At 43.9% G+C, this 18,351-nt stretch carries 15 protein-coding genes; 10 read left to right on the top strand and 5 right to left on the bottom strand.

The annotated features are described in order from the left end of the window. Positions 1–222: 222 nt before the first annotated feature. Positions 223–1,941, bottom strand: a complete 1,719-nt coding sequence (locus AACU28_RS17000; protein WP_017090254.1) for a S8 family peptidase — start codon at positions 1,939–1,941, stop codon at positions 223–225. 504 nt (positions 1,942–2,445) lie between these two features. Here AACU28_RS17000 and AACU28_RS16995 point away from each other — a divergent pair. The 7 genes from AACU28_RS16995 to AACU28_RS16965 all read left to right on the top strand — a co-directional run bounded on the left by AACU28_RS16995 (position 2,446) and on the right by AACU28_RS16965 (position 11,578). Further along, on the top strand, positions 2,446–3,042 hold the full coding sequence (locus AACU28_RS16995) for a LysE/ArgO family amino acid transporter (protein WP_017080700.1): 597 nt from the start codon (positions 2,446–2,448) through the stop codon (positions 3,040–3,042). Positions 3,043–3,230: 188 nt separating this feature from the next. Then, the gene (locus tag AACU28_RS16990) at positions 3,231–3,887 is read left to right on the top strand and encodes a glutathione S-transferase family protein (protein ID WP_121603289.1); all 657 of its coding nucleotides are present in this window, start codon (positions 3,231–3,233) and stop codon (positions 3,885–3,887) included. Positions 3,888–4,395: 508 nt separating this feature from the next. Then, positions 4,396–4,965, top strand: a complete 570-nt coding sequence (locus tag AACU28_RS16985; protein WP_017078062.1) for a porin family protein — start codon at positions 4,396–4,398, stop codon at positions 4,963–4,965. Positions 4,966–5,178: 213 nt separating this feature from the next. Beyond that, positions 5,179–6,432 (top strand): exonuclease subunit SbcD, encoded by a 1,254-nt coding sequence (sbcD, locus tag AACU28_RS16980; RefSeq protein ID WP_102570878.1) that lies wholly within the window; start codon positions 5,179–5,181, stop codon positions 6,430–6,432. Positions 6,433–6,437: 5 nt separating this feature from the next. After that, entirely contained in the window at positions 6,438–10,154 is a 3,717-nt protein-coding gene (locus AACU28_RS16975; RefSeq protein ID WP_121603288.1) for an SbcC/MukB-like Walker B domain-containing protein, read from the top strand. A 302-nt stretch (positions 10,155–10,456) separates the two neighbouring features. Then, on the top strand, positions 10,457–10,600 hold the full coding sequence (locus AACU28_RS16970) for a DUF2256 domain-containing protein (protein ID WP_017078065.1): 144 nt from the start codon (positions 10,457–10,459) through the stop codon (positions 10,598–10,600). A 93-nt stretch (positions 10,601–10,693) separates the two neighbouring features. Next, positions 10,694–11,578: a PA4780 family RIO1-like protein kinase gene (locus AACU28_RS16965; protein WP_029221996.1), complete on the top strand. Its 885-nt coding sequence runs from the start codon at positions 10,694–10,696 to the stop codon at positions 11,576–11,578. 147 nt (positions 11,579–11,725) lie between these two features. Here the strand turns inward: AACU28_RS16965 and AACU28_RS16960 are convergent, their stop codons facing one another. From AACU28_RS16960 to AACU28_RS16945, 4 genes are all read right to left on the bottom strand, one after another. Continuing rightward, positions 11,726–12,466: an SDR family oxidoreductase gene (locus tag AACU28_RS16960; protein ID WP_121603287.1), complete on the bottom strand. Its 741-nt coding sequence runs from the start codon at positions 12,464–12,466 to the stop codon at positions 11,726–11,728. Continuing rightward, complete coding sequence (locus tag AACU28_RS16955) at positions 12,466–14,037, bottom strand: cryptochrome/photolyase family protein (RefSeq protein WP_121603286.1); 1,572 nt, start codon at positions 14,035–14,037, stop codon at positions 12,466–12,468. Before AACU28_RS16955 ends, AACU28_RS16960 begins: the two co-directional genes overlap by 1 nt. Further along, entirely contained in the window at positions 14,034–15,416 is a 1,383-nt protein-coding gene (locus AACU28_RS16950) for a DASH family cryptochrome (protein WP_121603285.1), read from the bottom strand. Before AACU28_RS16950 ends, AACU28_RS16955 begins: the two co-directional genes overlap by 4 nt. Before the next feature lie 274 nt (positions 15,417–15,690). Next, a complete protein-coding gene (locus AACU28_RS16945) occupies positions 15,691–16,113 on the bottom strand; it encodes a universal stress protein (RefSeq protein ID WP_004733915.1) in 423 nt (140 codons plus the stop codon). Between the two features lie 243 nt (positions 16,114–16,356). On the opposite strand from AACU28_RS16945, the gene AACU28_RS16940 reads away from it, so the two are divergent. The 3 genes from AACU28_RS16940 to AACU28_RS16930 all read left to right on the top strand — a co-directional run bounded on the left by AACU28_RS16940 (position 16,357) and on the right by AACU28_RS16930 (position 18,147). Then, a complete protein-coding gene (locus AACU28_RS16940) occupies positions 16,357–17,487 on the top strand; it encodes a PcfJ domain-containing protein (protein ID WP_108123212.1) in 1,131 nt (376 codons plus the stop codon). Between the two features lie 24 nt (positions 17,488–17,511). Further along, on the top strand, positions 17,512–17,646 hold the full coding sequence (locus AACU28_RS16935) for a hypothetical protein (RefSeq protein WP_017078071.1): 135 nt from the start codon (positions 17,512–17,514) through the stop codon (positions 17,644–17,646). Positions 17,647–17,712: 66 nt separating this feature from the next. Beyond that, entirely contained in the window at positions 17,713–18,147 is a 435-nt protein-coding gene (locus AACU28_RS16930; protein ID WP_108123211.1) for a GNAT family N-acetyltransferase, read from the top strand. The last annotated feature ends 204 nt before the right edge of the window (positions 18,148–18,351 follow it).

The following is an 18,351-nucleotide window of genomic DNA, read 5'->3' as shown; positions in this document are numbered from 1 at the left end:
AAGTGACACGGTTGTAGTTCCTCGTTGTTAAGAGTGAGGTAGTTGTAGCGCCTCACAGTCAGAAGTGACGTGCACAACATTGACTTGATTCCCCAGCGTCATTCCAGAACCGAGGGATGAGGTATGTGGAATCTCTAACCGCAAAGCGAGATTCCCTATAACGCTCGTCCCTCGCTTTAGGGAATGACGAATATCCGGTATCAATGACTAATAGTTAAAGCGTTAGCGTGTTTCTAGTTCTGCAAATATCGCTTCGGCATCTACTACGCTGCCTGAGATAGAAAGGGTACTGAAAGGAACCAAATCTTCTGGGCTTGATGGCTTTTTAACAAGCAGCTCTGGGTAGATTTTTGATTCACCCATTAACATCGCCTTTAGCTCTTTTACCGATAAATCAGGATAGCGCGACCACACCAACGCAGCGACGCCAGAAACGACAGGCGCAGCCATACTTGTGCCACTTTTCGAACCGTAAGTATTCCCCGGTGTGGTTGACAAAATTCGATATCCCGGTGCAAATACATCAACCGATTTCTGACCGAAGTTACTGAAGCTTGCGACCAAGGTTTCGTCTGCGTATTTCGCTGATGCGCCCACATCTAACCACGTTGAAATAGGCTTCGAGCGATAGTGCTTAGCGTAACGGTTTGGAAAGCTTGGTTTGATGTCGTTATCGTTGCGGCTGTTACCCGCAGAGTGAACGATCAACACGCCTTTACGAGCGGCATAGCGGAATGCATGGTCGACAATGTATTTGCGTGGTGAGTAGCTTTTCCCGAAGCTCATGTTAATGATCTTCGCGCCATTATCGACGGCGTAACGCACCGCATTAGCAATATCTTTGTCTCGCTCATCGCCATTTGGCACCATACGTACTGCCATGATTTGAGCATGATCTGCCACACCATCAATACCCACTGAGTTGTTACGCTCAGCAGCGATGATTCCAGCAACGTGTGTGCCGTGTGAGCCTACAGGGCCTTTTACATCGTTGTTGCCGTAGCCTTTTTCCCAAGGGTTAGAAATGTCATCCCAAACAATATCGCCACGCGTATCGAGCTCTAGGTTAAGGTGGAAATCTAGAGAGTCTTGATAGCGGCTACGACGTGATTCTAGATATTCGAATGAATACCATGAATCAAATACGCTCAAAAGCCCTTCAGCTGAAGTAACAATGCTCGGGTTTTCGTTATTCAATAGCGGTTGCAATCCGTTTACCGTGAAGTCTTTGTGATCGGTAAGTTTAAGGATTTCTGCTTTGTACTCGTTGGCTTGCTCAGTTGCTGTTGTTACACGATTCAATGCATCTTGGTCATCTTTTAGAGACGACAAGTAATCAGATTCAACACCTTGATAGTACTTGCGTTTCTTACGCGGAATCCAATGTCCATTTTCTTTTAACTCGAGGTACTTTTTGTATTCTCTGGTAACCTCTAGTGTGTCTTGATCAACGTTAATACCTAACGAGTTACCCAGAAAGTTCCAGCCGTGGACATCATCGATGTACCCATTGCCGTCATCATCAATGCCGTTGCCTGGGATCTCGCCTTCATTGGTCCAAAGTTTGTTTTTTAGGTCTTCATGTTCAACATCGACACCCGAATCAAGAACGGCAACGATAACTGGCTGTGGCATAAGAGGGGGCATTAGGTAGTCATACACAATATCTGAACCCACGCCCTGAAGTCTTGTGTAGCTCGCCGATAAGTTAAACCAATCGCCGCGCTGTTCATCGGCGTTACTCATCATTCTCATAGAGAAGAATGAAGGTTGAATAGTTTCTCGTGAGTAATCCTCAACAATCGTGCCTTTTACATCTTGAATAAAAGGAGAGTTGATAGGTTGTGGCTCTGGGCTACTCTCGTTCAGAGTCGTAGCTGATACGTGGGTTGAAGCCATAATAGCTAGGGCTATAGTGGTAAGTCTTTGTCCGTGATTCATCTGTGGTGCATCCTTATCATTGTGCGACTAAATAGTTGTGCGACTAACGCTGACTTCTTCGAAACGAAGTGTAAAAAACACGCAGTAAGTCAGTTGAGTGAGAGGGAAATGCCCGCTCAAAACGCAGTTAAAAGGTAATATGCAATCAGACTTGTATCATTCGCTTGGTCAATGAAATGGTAGGAAGATCTCACTGTGATCGATTTTTAATTCTCAAACTTTGAGCTGAATTCTATTAATAAAATCAATATTTATAAAATAAAGCTTGGAATTAAAGGTGTTTAAAATCAATTGATTGGATTGTTAATTATTGTGTCTGAGAGTAGGGTGACTCGTTTCGGTTAGAGTCGAAGTGTGCGTCTGCTCCTCGTGTTTTTGTTACTCTAATGGCCAAAAATACACGAAACGTGTCATTGATAAACAACAGAGTCACTTGTTAACAATCTGATTAATTGGCAGTATTGTGTCAATTATTACCGTCACTACTTTTACAGACCTTTTTCCATGACGACTTATTTTGCTGGTTTTTCCCTTGGGCTTTCGCTGATTCTTGCAATCGGTTCTCAAAATGCATTTGTTTTAAAGCAAGGGCTTAAGAATCAACACTTATTGGCAGTTTGTGCTGTATGTGCCATTTCTGATGCCTTACTAATTAGCTTCGGCGTTACAGGCTTTGGCGCAATCGTTAAACAGTTCCCACAAATTGAGCAGCTCGCTCGTTATGGCGGCGCTATCTTTTTGGGTGTCTACTCATTCTTAAGCTTCCGTTCAGCATTTACTGAAACCCACGCCTTAGAAGCCACTGCTGAAACCAAAGACTCGTTAACCAAAGCGATTGCGATGTGTTTGGCGTTTACTTGGCTTAATCCGCATGTGTATTTGGATACTGTGGTATTGCTGGGTTCTATCTCAACGCAATATCAACCTAATCAAATGTTGTTTGGCGCTGGTGCAGTATCGGCGTCGTTTGTGTTCTTCTTTTCACTTGGATATGGCGCACGCTTCTTGGCTCCAATGTTTAAGAACCCGAGAGCGTGGAAGGTGTTGGAATTTGTCGTTGGCATGATCATGGCGTCTATTGCAATATCTTTGATCGTTTAGCCGCTCGTAATTAGGCATTCAAACATATTATCTAAAGTTCCTACCGAAAGTGACGACTTAAAGTGACTGCCTTTAGTTGCCTTCGTATTTAATTATTTCCACAAAAATGGAATTATTTTTCGTCTTTCGGTTTTGGCGTTCGTCTTAGGGGTACAAATACAAATTAATGACCTAATTCGGAGTCAACCATGATTAAACTTGTTAGCTTTAAAAACTGCCCATTCGTTCAACGTGTAATGGGTGCTTTAGTAATGAAAAATGTCCCATTTGAAATTGAATACATTGAGCTAAATAATAAACCTCAATGGTTCCTAGATATTTCGCCAAACGGACAAGTGCCAGTATTGATTACAGAAAATGACACAGTTCTGTTTGAGTCAGATGCAATTGTTGAATACTTAGACGATAAATATGCGCGGATAGAAGAGGTGTCTCCAGAGCAAAAAGCACTAGATCGCGCTTGGTCTTATCAGGCAAGCAAACATTACATGCCGCAATGTGGAACGATGGGCAGTAAAGATAAAGAAACCTTTGAGACGCGTTTAGCGAATCTTCAAAAATCCTTCCAAAAGGCCGAGAACAAGCTGGGTGACAGCGACTTCTTCAAAGGCGATTACATCTCTAACGTCGACATCGCTTGGCTACCACTGTTGCACCGAGCGTCAGTAATTAAAGAGGGCTCTGGTTTTGATATGCTTGAAGGCTTCCCTAAAGTACAGAAGTGGCAAGTGGCGCTGATTGAATCTGGCTTGACCGATAAAACCGTTCCTGCGGACTTTATTGAGAAGTTCAGCGGCTTTTATTTAACGAATAACTATTTGGCTAGTCTCGCTGAAGCTCGTTAATAATATGAATTAAATTGAAATATATTTTAATAGCAGGCTGTTCTAAATAAATACCCTCCCAAAATTAAACTCATTCTTCTCTTTATATCTTTTATTGGAAAAAGGGAGGAGCAGGATGAGTTTTTATATTTAGGCGTGAAGATTCAGGTTGTTTTTGAGAACGAGTAACAATTTAGTTATTACTGTAACGACATGATTATAAATAATTTAATTTTTATGATGCTCAGGTTTACTATCAGGTTTATACGTATTTTAGTACTCGTTACGCCGCAGGAAATGCATCTGTCTCATAAATAAGACTGGATTAAATATCTATGATTGTTCGTTTGATGACCTAAAAATCTTGTGATACCTTCTCATTCGCTCCGTAAATGAACAGTGTTTTATTATTCATTAGGAGTTGCTTATTTAATTTATTTTAAACAGTAGCGCAACAGGTGAAATAGTGTCGGAAACTATTGGCTGTTGATCAACGTTACTGTAGGACAGACAAAAAAAGGGTATTTTCATGCTTAAATCATCATTTCTATTGGGCCTAATTGGCTTAGTTTCACTTCCTACACTTGCTGCTGGTATTGAGGGCGGTCCATACATTGGCGCAGGCCTTGGTGTGTATCAAGACTCAGACACTGACGGCGCAGGCAGTCTAGATGCTGAAAGCATGGGATATAGCCTTTACGGTGGTTACCAATTTAACCGCATTGTTGGTATCGAACTTGGTTACACAGATTATGCTGATTACGAAAAATTTGGCACTAAGGTACTATCACCAACATCTTTCTCTGTTGCGGCAAATTTGGGTTACACGTTTGATAATTCAATTCGTCCGTTTGTAACCGCAGGCCTTAGCTACGTTGATCTAAACTCTAAGGGCTCTAGTTACATTGATGATGATTCTGGTGCAGGCTTCCATTTTGGTATAGGTGTTGAATACACGCCAGTAGAAAACCTAACCTTACGTTTAATCTCGCAAGCAGATGCAGTAAATATCGAATTCTTCGGCCCTAATGGTAATAGGCTGGCGAGTCGCGATGTCGCGTTTAGCACAGTAACACTGGGTGCTTCGTACAATTTTTAATGACCTCTGTGAAATAACTTACAGTTAATGTCATGGACACCCATAACCGCTCTAACGTTGAGCGGTTTTTTTATATCAAAAATAACGATTGGTCACGCTATGGGCGGAGTTGGTCCAAAGCCTGAAATTAGTTGGTTTTCACAAGCTTATAAAAGGGAATTATGTCGACTATTTTGTTAGATTAAAGGTATTACCGACTTCCAGTGAGCAGCAATGAAGATTCTTCACACGTCCGATTGGCACCTTGGCCAAAACTTCTACAATAAAAGCCGTAAGAATGAACATGAACGGTTTTTACAATGGTTACTTGAGCAAGTTACAGAGCACGACATCGACGCGATCATTGTTGCTGGCGACATTTTCGATACCAGTACTCCGCCGAGTTACGCTCGTGAGATGTATAACAAGTTTGTGGTCGATTCGAACAAGATCGGCTGCCAATTGGTGTTATTAGGTGGAAATCACGATTCAGTCTCTGTGCTTAAAGAGACACAACAGTTGCTCAAATACATGGGTGCAGACGTGATTCCGAACACCAATGAAGATCATGCGACTCAGGTTGTCGAACTAAAAGGCAAGAACGGCGATGTAGAAGCGCTGGTTTGTGCCATTCCTTTTATTCGCCCTCGCGATGTGTTGACCAGCCAGGCGGGTGTCACAGGCGTTGAGCGTCAGAAGCAACTCGGCGATGCAATCAAACAGCACTACCAAAGTGTTTATGATGCCGCTGTAGAAAAACGTGCGACGTTTGAAAACAGCGAGCACATGCCGATTATTGCTACGGGTCATTTAACGGCGATGGGTGTTCAACAATCGGATTCTGTACGCGATATCTATGTCGGCAACCTTGATGGTTTTGCCGCTGATGGCTTCCCAGACGCAGACTATATTGCACTTGGTCATATCCACCGTCCACAAGTGGTGGCAAAGCGTGAATACATTCGTTACTGCGGCTCACCAATACCATTAAGCTTTGATGAACTTAAATCTCAAAAGCAGGTCTGTGTGGTTGAGTTTGTTGAAGGCGAGCGCACCATTTCTCAATTGCCAGTTCCAACGTTCCAACCCCTAGCTGAAATCAAAGGCGACTTGAGCGAGATCGAATCTCAACTGAATCAATATATAGGCTTAGATAGCGACCAAAGCGTGTGGTTATCGATAGAAGTGCAAGCGCAAGATTACTTGTCGGATCTTCAAGAACGTATGCGCGCACTAACCGAAGGTTTGAATGTGGAAGTGCTTCAATTGCGCAGAGCAAGAGAACGTCGTAATCAAGCATTAGAGCAAGAGTCAGCAGAAACGCTGTCAGAATTGAGCCCGATGGACGTGTTTACGAAGCGTATTGCCTTAGAAGAATTTGAAACCGATTCTGAAAAAGCACGTTTAGAGCGAATGACGGTGAAGTTTAAACAAGTGATGGTTGAAGTGTCTGAAAGAGCTCAAACACCAAACAAAGTAGAAGAGTAACCAGTATGAAGATTTTAAGCCTAGAATTTGAAAACCTGAACTCTTTGAAAGGACGTTGGAAGCTCGATTTTACCCAATCACCGTTTGCGGAAAATGGCTTGTTTGCGATTACTGGCCCAACAGGAGCGGGTAAAACCACCATTCTTGATGCGATTTGTTTGGCGTTGTTCCACCGCACGCCACGTTTGAAGAGTATCGCCAAAGGCAACAATGAATTAATGACGCGTGGCACGGGTGAGTGTTTTGCTGAGCTGGAGTTTGAAGTACAGGGCAAAACCTACCGCTCGAACTTCCACCAAAAGCGAGCGCGCGGAAAACACGATGGCGCATTACAAACGCCAACGTGTGAGTTTGCTGATGCGGACACCGACAAAGTTTTAGAAACTATGTTGACCAAGAAGACCAAGTTGGTGGAGCAGGTAACCGGTCTCGATTTCTCACGCTTCACTAAATCGATCATGTTGTCTCAGGGTGAGTTTGCGGCGTTCTTAAATGCCAATGCTAACGACCGTGCAGAGCTACTTGAAGAGCTGACGGGAACAGAAGTCTATAGCCTGATCTCTGAGCGCATCTACGATCATTTCAAGTCGAGTGAAGAGTCGCTTAATCACCTTAAAGCGAAAGCAGAAGGTGTGAGCTTACTCTCTGAAGAGCAAATCAAAGAGCTAACCACAGAACGAGAAACGTCAGAAGCGGAACAGAAGCGTTTGTCTGAGCAGTTAAAAGAGTGGCAAGCGCATCTTAGCTGGTGGAAAGACGTGACCAAAGCTGAGCAAACTATTGCGGCCAGTGATCACGATCTTAAAACAGCTCAAGATGAACTAGACCGAAACCAACCTGCACTAGAGCGTTTGGCAAACAGTGCACCAGCTGAAAAGCTGCGCCCAATGCACAAAGATTTAAAGCGTTGCGAACAAGAGGTGAACACCACTCAAGCTCACTTAGATAACAGCACCAAGTTACTTGCTGTTCGTGATGCAGAGAAGAAAGACGCGCAAACTAAACTGACTCAAAGCAGTGCAATTGTCGAACAGGTTAAAACCGAGCAACAAGAACAAGAGAAGATCATCGATCTTGTCCGTCCGCTAGATAACCAAATTGCCGTACTCAAAGATAAGCAAACTGCGGCCGTTAATGCAGCAAATACGCTAAACGAGAAACATACGCAGCAGCGTAATCAACAAGTCGTTTTAGTCCAAAAAACAGATGCACTGAAGCAACAAGATCAACTCAGCACTGAGTATTTAAATACACATCAAGCTGACCAACATCTGGAAAAATACCTAGGTCAATGGCAAGCCAAAGTTGAGCAAGTTCGTACTTTAGAGCGCCAACATGCAGAACAACTAAACTCAGCGAAGCAAGCTTTGTGTGCGGTTGATGCACAGCAAACGATCATCAAATCTGCGCAAGACGCTAAAGCAACGCAAGACAAAACTTTAAGTGAATTGGTTGTGCTAGAGAGTAGTGCAAAGCAACAGTGGGAAGCATTGCAGGGCAACATCAGCGAACAAGTATTGAATGCGCAAAAAGATCTGTTGGAGTACTGGAATCGCAATACGCACTCATTACTTGAGATCAACCGTGGTTTCCTAAATGCCCAGCAACAGCTGCATGCAAAAACACAGGCACATCAAACTAACATTCAGTTGGTCGACAAGCTTTCGAAAGAACGTGAAGTGCTGGTGGAGCGATATAAAGAGAAAGAGACTTCGCTTGAGCGATTAACGCGTTTGATTGATCAAGAGGGCGAATTAGCAAAATACCGTGCAGCTCTAGAATCTGGATCTGAATGCCCGCTATGTGGTTCAACAGACCATTCGATTGAACAGTCGCAAGACACTGCAAATTTGGTTGCTCAAAAAGAAACGGAAAACCTAGAGCTAACGGCTATCAAAAAAGAAGGCCAAGAGCATCGTCAGCAGTTAGATTCTCTTGCCCCTATGATTGCTGCGCTTAACGATGACATTCAACGTGCGCAAGCGGATATTCAGCAGGCTCAATTGAATTGGCATGGCGTTGTTGGCAAGCTTCAACAGAGCTTATCGGATTTCGTTGGCACGGCTCCTGAACTGGCGCTGCTAACGATTAACGATTTAGGTAATGAAGTTATAGTCGCGACCTTTGCTCAGCAGTGTGAACTTCAACTAAGTCAGAGCTCACAGCAACTCAAAGCATTGGGTGATGCTAAAGCGCACTATGTGGAAGCTGAAAAACAACGCTTGTCTGCAAGCGTTATGGCTGACAAGGCGCAGTCTAATCTCGAGTTGGCCGAGCAACGCTTAGCGGATCTGAATAAGCAAAACCACAGCACAAACGAACAAGTGGCTCAGATTGCTCAAGCGAAAGAGCAGCAATGGAACGCTCTGAAAGAGAGCATGGTTCAAACGGCTATCGAAGCGCCTGAACTTGAACATATCGATGATTGGTTTACTGCGAAATCACAGGCATCAAGCATGTGGCAGCAAACTAAACAACAACAGGCCGATATTGAGAAGCAGCTGATCACTCAAAATGCCGAATTGAAAACCTTAGATGACAAGCTAAGCAGTGTTGAGAAAGAGCTCGCGACACTGAAGCAACAGAGTGAGTCTCTAGTGTTAGAGCTGACTCGTGTAACGGCTGAAAGAACAGAGTTGTTTGGTGACAAAGACATTCAAGCCACCAGCAATACGATGAAGCAAAAAGTCACCGAAGCGGTAAATGCATTTGATGCCGCGCAGTTGGTGCTTAACCGTTGCGAGCTGGAACATCGAACCGAGCAAACCAAACACACTGGTTTCTCGGACGAGTTAGTCAGTAAGCAATCGAGCTACATACAAGCGTCGAATGCTTGGTTAGCAGCGCTGAAAACCAGCCCATTCGAAGATGAGGCTAATTTTGAAGCAGCGTTGTTAGATGAAGAGGTTAGAACTCAACTTCAAAGCTTGAAGAAGTCTTTAGACGAAGCGATTGTCAGTGCGCAAGCTAGGTTGAACACCGCCAAAGCGACACAAGTGGAGCTACAAAATCACGAAAATGCGAAAGCATGGCAAGAGCAAGACCAACAGCAAGTTGAAGAAGCGACTACTGAGTGTCAAAACGCACAGCAAAGCCATGCGACAAAGATCGGTGCAATTTCTGCCAATCTTGAAACGGATAGCCAGAACCGCAGTAATCAGCAAGATCTGTTCAAGCAGATCGACGAGCAGCAGGTCGAGTTTGATGATATTTCACGTCTGAATTCACTTATTGGTTCTAAGAACGGCGACAAGTTCCGTAAGTTTGCTCAAGGTCTAACACTGGAAAACTTGGTGTACTTGGCGAACAAGCAGCTACAGCGTTTGCATGGTCGTTACGAACTTAAACGTAAAGCCGATGATGGCTTAGAACTGCAAGTGCTCGACACATGGCAGGGCGATGTGATGCGTGACACCAAAACCTTATCCGGTGGCGAAAGCTTTTTGGTGAGCTTGGCGTTGGCATTAGCGCTTTCTGATCTTGTGAGTTACAAAACCAGTATTGATTCTTTGTTCTTGGATGAAGGTTTCGGCACGTTGGATAGTGACACCTTAGACATTGCCCTAAACGCGCTCGATAACTTGAATGCATCAGGCAAGATGATTGGCGTCATTAGTCACGTTGAAGCACTGAAAGAGCGAGTGCCTGTTCAGCTTAAAGTAACAAAACACTCTGGCTTAGGTGTGAGTGAGATGGAGAAGCAGTACAAGGTTGTTGCTTAGCTTCTAGTCATATTCATCAGCGCAGAAATAGAAACAGGGCTGGATTAAGCAGATCCCCGACTCAGTCGTTCCTCCTTCTCGAGGATGACGGAGTTTCGGGGCTGTTATCAATCACTCCGCCGTCACGTTCTGCAGTGAAGAGTGATTAGAGTTTCTGTCGCTATTCCCTAAAATGAGTTACGAACGTAGTAGGAACTCTAGGTTTGTTAGTTTTACCTTCGTCATTCCCTGAAGCGAGAATCGAGCGTAATAAGGATTCTCTGGCAAACGCAGGAAGTGGACTCATCAAAAAGGAAACGGCCATGCACAAGAAGCCTCATTTACCAACTAAGACATGTCCTATTTGCCAAAAGCCTTTCTCATGGCGTAAAAAGTGGCAGCGTTGTTGGGATGACGTGATTTACTGTTCTGAACGTTGCCGTCGTCATAAGCCAACTTTGGCGTAATTTCTGTTCGTTTTTAGAACACGTTAATAGTTTCGTCATTCATTTCTTAAGTTAATATTTCTATCTGTAAGACAACTAATGTATAAAGGCGGCATGAAGATACCTAAAAGAATACAGCCCTTAGTTGACGATGGTTTAGTCGACGAGGTGACAAGCCAATTAATGAGTGGCAAAGAAGCGTCAGTGTACATAGTACGCTGCGGCGATACGATCCGTTGTGCCAAGGTATATAAGGAAATAAGCCAGCGCAGCTTTAAAAAAGCAACGGCGTATCGTGAAGGCCGAAAAGTCCGAAATAGCCGCCGTGCTCGAGCGATGGAAAAAGGCTCTGGCTTTGGTCGTGAGCAACAAGAGAAAGTGTGGCAAAGCGCTGAAGTGGATGCCTTGTATAAACTGGCAGAAGCGGGCGTACGTGTGCCTGTTCCTTATGGCTGTTTTGATGGCGTGCTGCTTATGGAGCTAGTCACTGATGATGACGGTTATGTGGCTCCAAGATTGAACGATGTTGTAATGCCACCAGAACAAGCGATTGAAGATCATGCGGTGATGATGACTTACGTGGTTAAAATGCTTTGCGTTGGTTTGATCCATGGTGACTTGTCTGAGTTTAACGTATTGGTTGATGAATACGGCCCTGTGATTATCGATCTACCACAAGCTGTCGACGCTTCGGCTAATAACAACGCTGAGTGGATGTTGGCTCGTGACATCAATAACATCCGTGATTATTACGCTCAGTTTGCCCCTGAATTGGCGAAAACCGAGTATGCCAAGGAAATGTGGGCTTTATACGAGAAAGGCGACTTAAAGCCAGACAGCAAGCTGACGGGCGAGTTTACAGAAACTGACGATTTGGCAGACATCGAAGCCATTATGCAAGAGATAGACGCTGCGCGAATTGAAGAACAACACCGACGCGAGCGTGTTAAAGAAGAAAAAGAAGGTGTAGACGACAGCAAGTTCAATTGGGCTGAGTAGTCGTGATCATCGTTTTTGATCTTTCTTTAAATGTCAGTCATAACGCCTTAAAAAACTAAGGCGCTCTTTCAAAAAGTAACCCAATAGAGCCTCAGCTCTGTTGGGTTTTCTTTTTTTGCACTCATGAAAGACGGCCACTGGTATTAACTACCACTTTAACTGCTCACCATCGTAAGCGTAGAAGTGCCCACTTTTGTCCGGCGTGGCAGTGCGAATAATATCGACCAATTGATGGGCGACATAGCTCGACTCAAACAACTTACCTTCAGGGACATTGGTCTGAAAAGGCTTCGATAAAGCCGTGTCTGTTGTGCCCGGGTGTAGCGCTAACACGGTGCCTTTCTTTATGGTGCGTTGCCATTCAATCGACATGGTTTTGATAAACATATTGAGTGCCGCTTTCGATGACCGATAGCTATACCAACCACCTAATCTGTTATCTGAAATGCTACCTACCTTTGCGGAAACTACAGCAAACTTTGGATTGTCGCTCGTTCTAAGAACTGGTGTGAAGTGCTTTGCCAATAATAAGCTGGGTAGGGTATTCACCGAAATGTTTTTCAGGAAAAACTCAGGGTCGATAGAAGACAAGTTTTTTTCCGGCCCGAGCTCTGGTGTGTGAAGCATACCCACGCAGTTTATCAACCAGTCCAATTTTTCAAACTGTTTGCTGAGTTGCTCAATATCAGCTTCATTGGTTGCATCGACTTTGTGCCAGCTCAAACGACTGTTTTCTAGTTCTGGCTGTTGAGAGTGGTAAGTCGCGTCTACTTGCACATCAAGAAAATCAAACCGAGACAGCTCAGATAATAGGTGTTTAACCACAGCGAAACCAATACTGCCACTCCCACCGACAACTAGTATGTGTAATCTGAGTTGCTCAACCATTATAAATTCTCCAAGTTTGTGATTCGTTGTTCTGCGGTCTCGAGTATCGCTTGTTGGTCTTGTTCATCCATATTGTCCCAAGAGCGATATAACATGCCCATGCGTGGGTTACGGTTTAACGCATCGCGGTGCTGGTTCATAAAGCGCCAGTACAAGCTATTGAAAGGGCAAGATTGTTCTCCGCTGCGTTCTTTTATCTTGTAGTGACAGCCTTTGCAGTAGTCACTCATACGGTTGATGTAAGAACCGCTGGCAGAGTATGGTTTGGTTCCGACGATCCCGCCATCCGCAAAAAGTGCCATACCTCGCGTATTTGGCATTTCGACCCACTCAATCGCGTCGACGTATATACCAAGGTACCAACTGTCTACTTGATCGGGGTCTATGCCCGTAATTAAGCAGAAGTTGCCAGTGATCATTAACCTTTGGATGTGATGCGCGTAAGCAAATTCAAGGGACTGGTCAATCGCATGCTTCATGCAATTCATATTGGTTTGTCCGTCCCAAAAATAATGGGGCAGCTTATTGGTTGCTGAATAATGGTTTTTAATGGCGTACGCAGGCATGTTTGCCCAATAGACGGCGCGTATGTACTCACGCCACCCCAGTATTTGGCGTACAAACCCTTCGACCTGTGCAATGTCGATGCTTGGTTTATTTGAAGAACTGTCTCGATGACTGGATGCTTGGTAGGCCGACAGCGCTGCATCAATCACTTCTTTAGGGCTCAGCAGTTTACTGTTCAGTGAGAACGAAAGACGGCTATGGTACAAGCTCCATTTTGAATCGTGTTCTGTCGTCATCGCATCTTGAAACTGACCGAACAGCGGTAAACAGACTTGGCAGAAGTGCGCGAGTAAAGACAAGCTTTGTGCGCGGTTAACTGGCCATAATAATTGGTCGCCAACTTCACCAATGGTTTGAATTTGATGACGCTCGATGCGTTCTAAAATCGCGGAAATGTCGTTGGCAAACATCAGAGGTTGAGGCAGGCTTTCAATGTCTTGTTTCTTGAGTTTCTTTCGATTGTTCGCGTCGTAATTCCATTTGCCGCCAACTGGCTTTCCGTCTTCTAGCAAAATGTCGAAGCGCTTTCTCATTCGGCGATAGAAGTGTTCCATCATGATGTGTTTGTCTTTCGGAAACTGTTGTTCGATTTCTTCGAATTGAAAGAGGAAGTGTTCGGAATCACAACAACCTTTGGTTGCATTAGTAAGTTTGAGCTTGTTCATCTGCTCTAAAAGGCGATATTCATCTGGCCTTTGATATTCGAATTTCTCAGCGCCGAATTCGTGTACGTAGTGTTGCAATAGAGCATCGAGATTTTCAAATTGCGTGGTGTCATCAAGAGTGAGGTGGAGTACCTGATGACCTTGTTGTTTGAGTTCGTCGGCAAAATAGCCCATCGCAGAGAAAAAAGCGGCCACCTTTTGGATGTGCGATGCAACGTAGTCAGTCTCTTGCTTAAGTTCAGCGATGATGTAAACAACCTCGTCATCAACCTGTTGATACCAAGAGTGCTGGATATTGAGTTGGTCGCCTAAGACAAGGCGCACGGTTTTGAAATTCATAACACATCCTGATTGTTGGTTAAGACAAGTTCTTTGCTTCTGACATTCCACTTGTTGATGAACGCATGGTCTGGGTCGTACATATCCGTTTGCTTACCCAAATCAAAATGACGTGATTTGGGTTGTGCTTGGTTGGCATTCTTTTGCTTGTTGGTTTGAGTGCTTACCTGAGGTCTCAGCGCTCCGGCTATATACGCCCAATTGCCCCAGTTTGATGCCACGTCATAGTCGATAAGTTGGCTCTCAAAATAGGCTGCGCCGTGTCGCCAATCGATCCCTAGTTCGTAGATCAAACAGCTGGCTGCCAGTTGTCTTCCTCTGTTCGACATATAGCCAGTTGTATTGAGCTGACGCATACACGCATCGACAATCGGATAGTTGGTATTGCCACTTTTCCATTTGGCTAAATTCAGGTTCAACGTCGCTGAGGAGTTTGAAGAGTCGAGTTTATGGTTTGAGGTTTCACCGAACAACGAGGAACCCAGTGACAAACACTTCCAATAGAAATATTCGCGCCATAACAACTCAAAGTAGATCCAATAGGTTGAATCGTTAATGCCATGATCGGCTTCGAACTGTTTTAAATGGCAATAAATCGTTTTAGGCGAAACGCAGCCGAGCGCTAACCACGGTGAGAACTTGGTTGAGTTTTCGATGCCGTCAAATGCGTTTCGAGTCTGCTTGTAATTAAAAGCGTAGTCATGTGAAAAGTAGTTTTCTAAATGCGCTAGTCCTGCGTCTTCTCCACCCCAATAATCGCTTATTACTGCGCTTTCATCATTTGGTGAACTGAATAATGAGATTGTCGATGTTAATGCTAGTCTCACTGCTGGTGGTAGAGCTGAAATAACCGTCTCATTGCGATTAACATCCAAGTGCTCGACTAGCTTTCTAAATTTGGTAAAAGAGCTCGGGACTTTTGATAATTCGAACGGTAGCTCATGTGAGTCAAACAAGGTTGAGTGATGTGGTAAACACATTACTAAGTTAGGCGACTGTCTTTGTATTGATCGAATCAATCGTCGCTCATCGTAACCGCAGTGTGCATTGGCGAAAAAGTGGGTGACGTGCTGTGTAGCAATAATTTGGCTGAGTGTTTGCTCAGCAGCGCCTGGTTCTAAATGGTTACTGCGAATCAAGACAAGTTGCTGCCCAAGCTTTACTAAATTCGATTCTAAATTGGCTATCGATTGTGAAACAAAAGCCTGGCGATGTGCGCCATAACTTTGCTCTTGCGCGAGATCAGCAGAGAAACGAACCAAAGTGGGTTCGACAATCACGCAAATGAGATTATCGACGCCATGTGCAGCGCAATTTAGCAATTGATTGTCGTTGATTCTTAAGTCGTTTGTAAAAAGATAGAGACCAATCTTTTTCATTGCTTGCACTCGTGATTTGTTAGTTATTAGACGGTTACGAGTGGATGAGTAAACAAGATCACAAATGATTACGTCAAATGGGTAATGGTTGAATTTGAGGAAAGAAGAGGATCGAGGAGGGAATAGAAGCCAACCAATAATACCGATAGAGGTTGGCTAATGAAGCCTGGCTTTATAAGCCCAAACAGCTATTTTTTAAGAGCGACAGTCTTTAGGAGCAGACCGTCCATAGAAACTCTAGTCCATAGCAGCAGTCAGTCTTTAGGAACGAGCTCTAGTCCATAGGAACGACGAGTATGTCGACGGGAGAAGAGTCTATCAATTGCTTCGAGTGCGAGATGATCTTATGCCAAAAATCATGATGATGACCACAGAGCATTAGATCAATGTTGTGTGTTTTCACAGCATCTTTGAGTTTGTCATTCAAATCACCCGTACCTACAAAAATATGCTGAACCGGCTGTTTAGCGTAAGCCTCAAACTCTCTTAAGTGTTTTATCGCATCATCATTGACAGGTAAGTCACCATTATTTTGTTGAATATCAACGAGTTCTGGGTAGATTTCTCCGTGAGTACCGTCGATATAAACAAACGAAAGTTCCGTTTCTAGTTTGTTCGCGAAGAAGGTTGCTCTATCAATGAGTATTTTCGAGTCATCAGACATTTCAAGTGCGACCAGAATATGTCGGTATTCCATAATTAAAGCCTCTTGTTATTAGTGATGTTACAAGCATAGTTTCTCTCTAAGTAAATGATATCGAAGAGGTCTCATATTGCGTAAAATCATCATTCAAAGATCTTCTAAGTACTCTCGTATTTATATCGCTTTGATTGATAAGAAATTTACAAAAGGTTGTTATAGTGAAGTGAGTTCGATCTTTGCGCTTTTTGCTATTAGATAAGCTCGCTAGTCCAACTCGTCAATAACCAAGAGGCATTAATGACAGCATTACTCACCATCCCAACTCGAACATTAGGCTTTGACTACGATATTGAGATCCGCGATTGGTCTCAAAAGCTTGTCGGTTTTCACGTATTTGAAGATGGTAGACGACCGCTCGATGGTGGCATTGGCTTGAGCTTAAACCTCGTTGAGCAGTTTGATGTGAATGGTCGTTGGTTAGATTCATTGCCAGCTCGTTATCGTGAGATAACCGATGATTTCCCAGAGTATCAATACCAGATGCTTTGGCTCGCGGCGAATACTTATGAAGCTGCTCAACTGCTTGAATTAAGACCGGTTATCTTGGCATTAATCTGCATGAAGCACAGTGTCGATAACAAGAAAGCGTTGGAACTGAGTCGCCTAGGGCAGAAGAGAATCTTAACCAAACTGGGCTTAGACGGCAGTAAAGCCACACTCAAATTTATCGATAAGCTAGAGCTTCATTACAACATCGGTGATGAGCTTGACCACATTGTGCGAATTCTCGAACCGCTGCAAAGACGTGTTCTTAAATTCAAGCATTACTCCAAAGTTGGCTACACAGCGCTTCGTTTGGACCAAGTTCATCCATTTCTAACCGGCAGTCGATTGGGCATTGCGATGGTGGAAGAGGGCAGGCTCAATGCGCCTTCAAAGATGGCGATGTTCCAAGACGCGATATTGTTAGGACTAGATTTGGAGATGGATGATCCATTACGCGCCATTACCAGCCAGAACTCATTTGCGATGTTCGAACAACTTCACGATAGATGGACAGAGCAGCGTCAACTGCGTCGTTTAGAGGGTAACCGCCCGATGGATAAAGACATTCCTTATCCGGTTCCTTTGCTAGGTAACGACAACATTCATCCGCTTACTGATTACTACGACCTTGAAAAAGAAGGCATGGAGCAAAAACACTGCATTGGTGTTTATCATAATCGAATCATGAGCGACCGCTATGTGGTATTCCGCATGTTCAAACCTCAGCGTTTAACCATAGGTTTACGTCGTGTCCCGAGCAAAGCGTTTCCGTTTGAGATTGACCAAATTTGCGGAAAACGAAATGCACCACCGTCGGAGTCGGCTCGCCAAGTCATCCATGACTGGTTAGAAGCGAGTAAGCAAAAGTACCCTAAGCAATAGCCATGAAGTAGAAGGAATAGCAGGATGTTTCAACAAGGCGATTTATGTCCGCATTGTGGTTTGATTATTATTATGCCAACAGATTTGCAAGCCGAATGCTTAGGGTGTGGCGAAGAAATCAATCAAGACCCTGCAGACGATTACGACGAAGAAGAGTAACTTTACCTACACTGATATAAACCAAGGCTAGGATGGCCGTATTAGCCCTTCAAAGGATGGAAAGACATGCAGAAAGTAATCTTTAGAAATTGCGATGAAAGTTCGCCATATTGGAGTGAATTAGAGCGCTTGTTTCAAAGTGAATGGTCGGATTTTAAGTTTAAAGATAACTATAAAGACTGCGTACAATTCCCTCCAGTAATAGTAGTGCTTCGCGATAATGTGGTCATTGGTGGCTTGGCATATTCCCATTTTCAGGAACCTCATCAAGTTCGGGATGTGGTTTGGATTAATGCTGTTTATGTTGATGCTCAATGGCGTGGCCAAGGTATTGCAAGTGAATTGATTAGTCGCGGTGTAAAACAGGTTTCTTCTACAGTACAAACTCAACTGTACGTGTACACCAATGTAATGGAACTCTACCAAGGGTTAGGTTGGTCAGTCGTCGATATCGACTCAGAAGCAAACCATAAAGTGATGAGTATAGAGCTTATTCGATAAGCTCGGAGCAAAGCCGACTATTAGGTTATCTACCTATCGAGTATTGAACCTATCTCTTTATCAACAACGTATAATCCTGTTAAATTTTCGTTTGAAATGATACCTATATCGCCTTTAAATCAAACAACTCGCTGTTGATTAAAACGATCACTACGATTTATTGCAGCAGTTGTTGAGCACAAAGCCTATATTGACTAGAATGGC

The sequence above is a fragment of the Vibrio sp. SBT000027 genome, from assembly GCF_963894355.1.
Taxonomy (GTDB): Bacteria; Pseudomonadota; Gammaproteobacteria; order Enterobacterales; family Vibrionaceae; genus Vibrio; species Vibrio splendidus.
The sequence above is the reverse complement of the archived record's forward strand: the minus strand, read 5'-3'. Positions and strand labels throughout refer to the sequence as shown.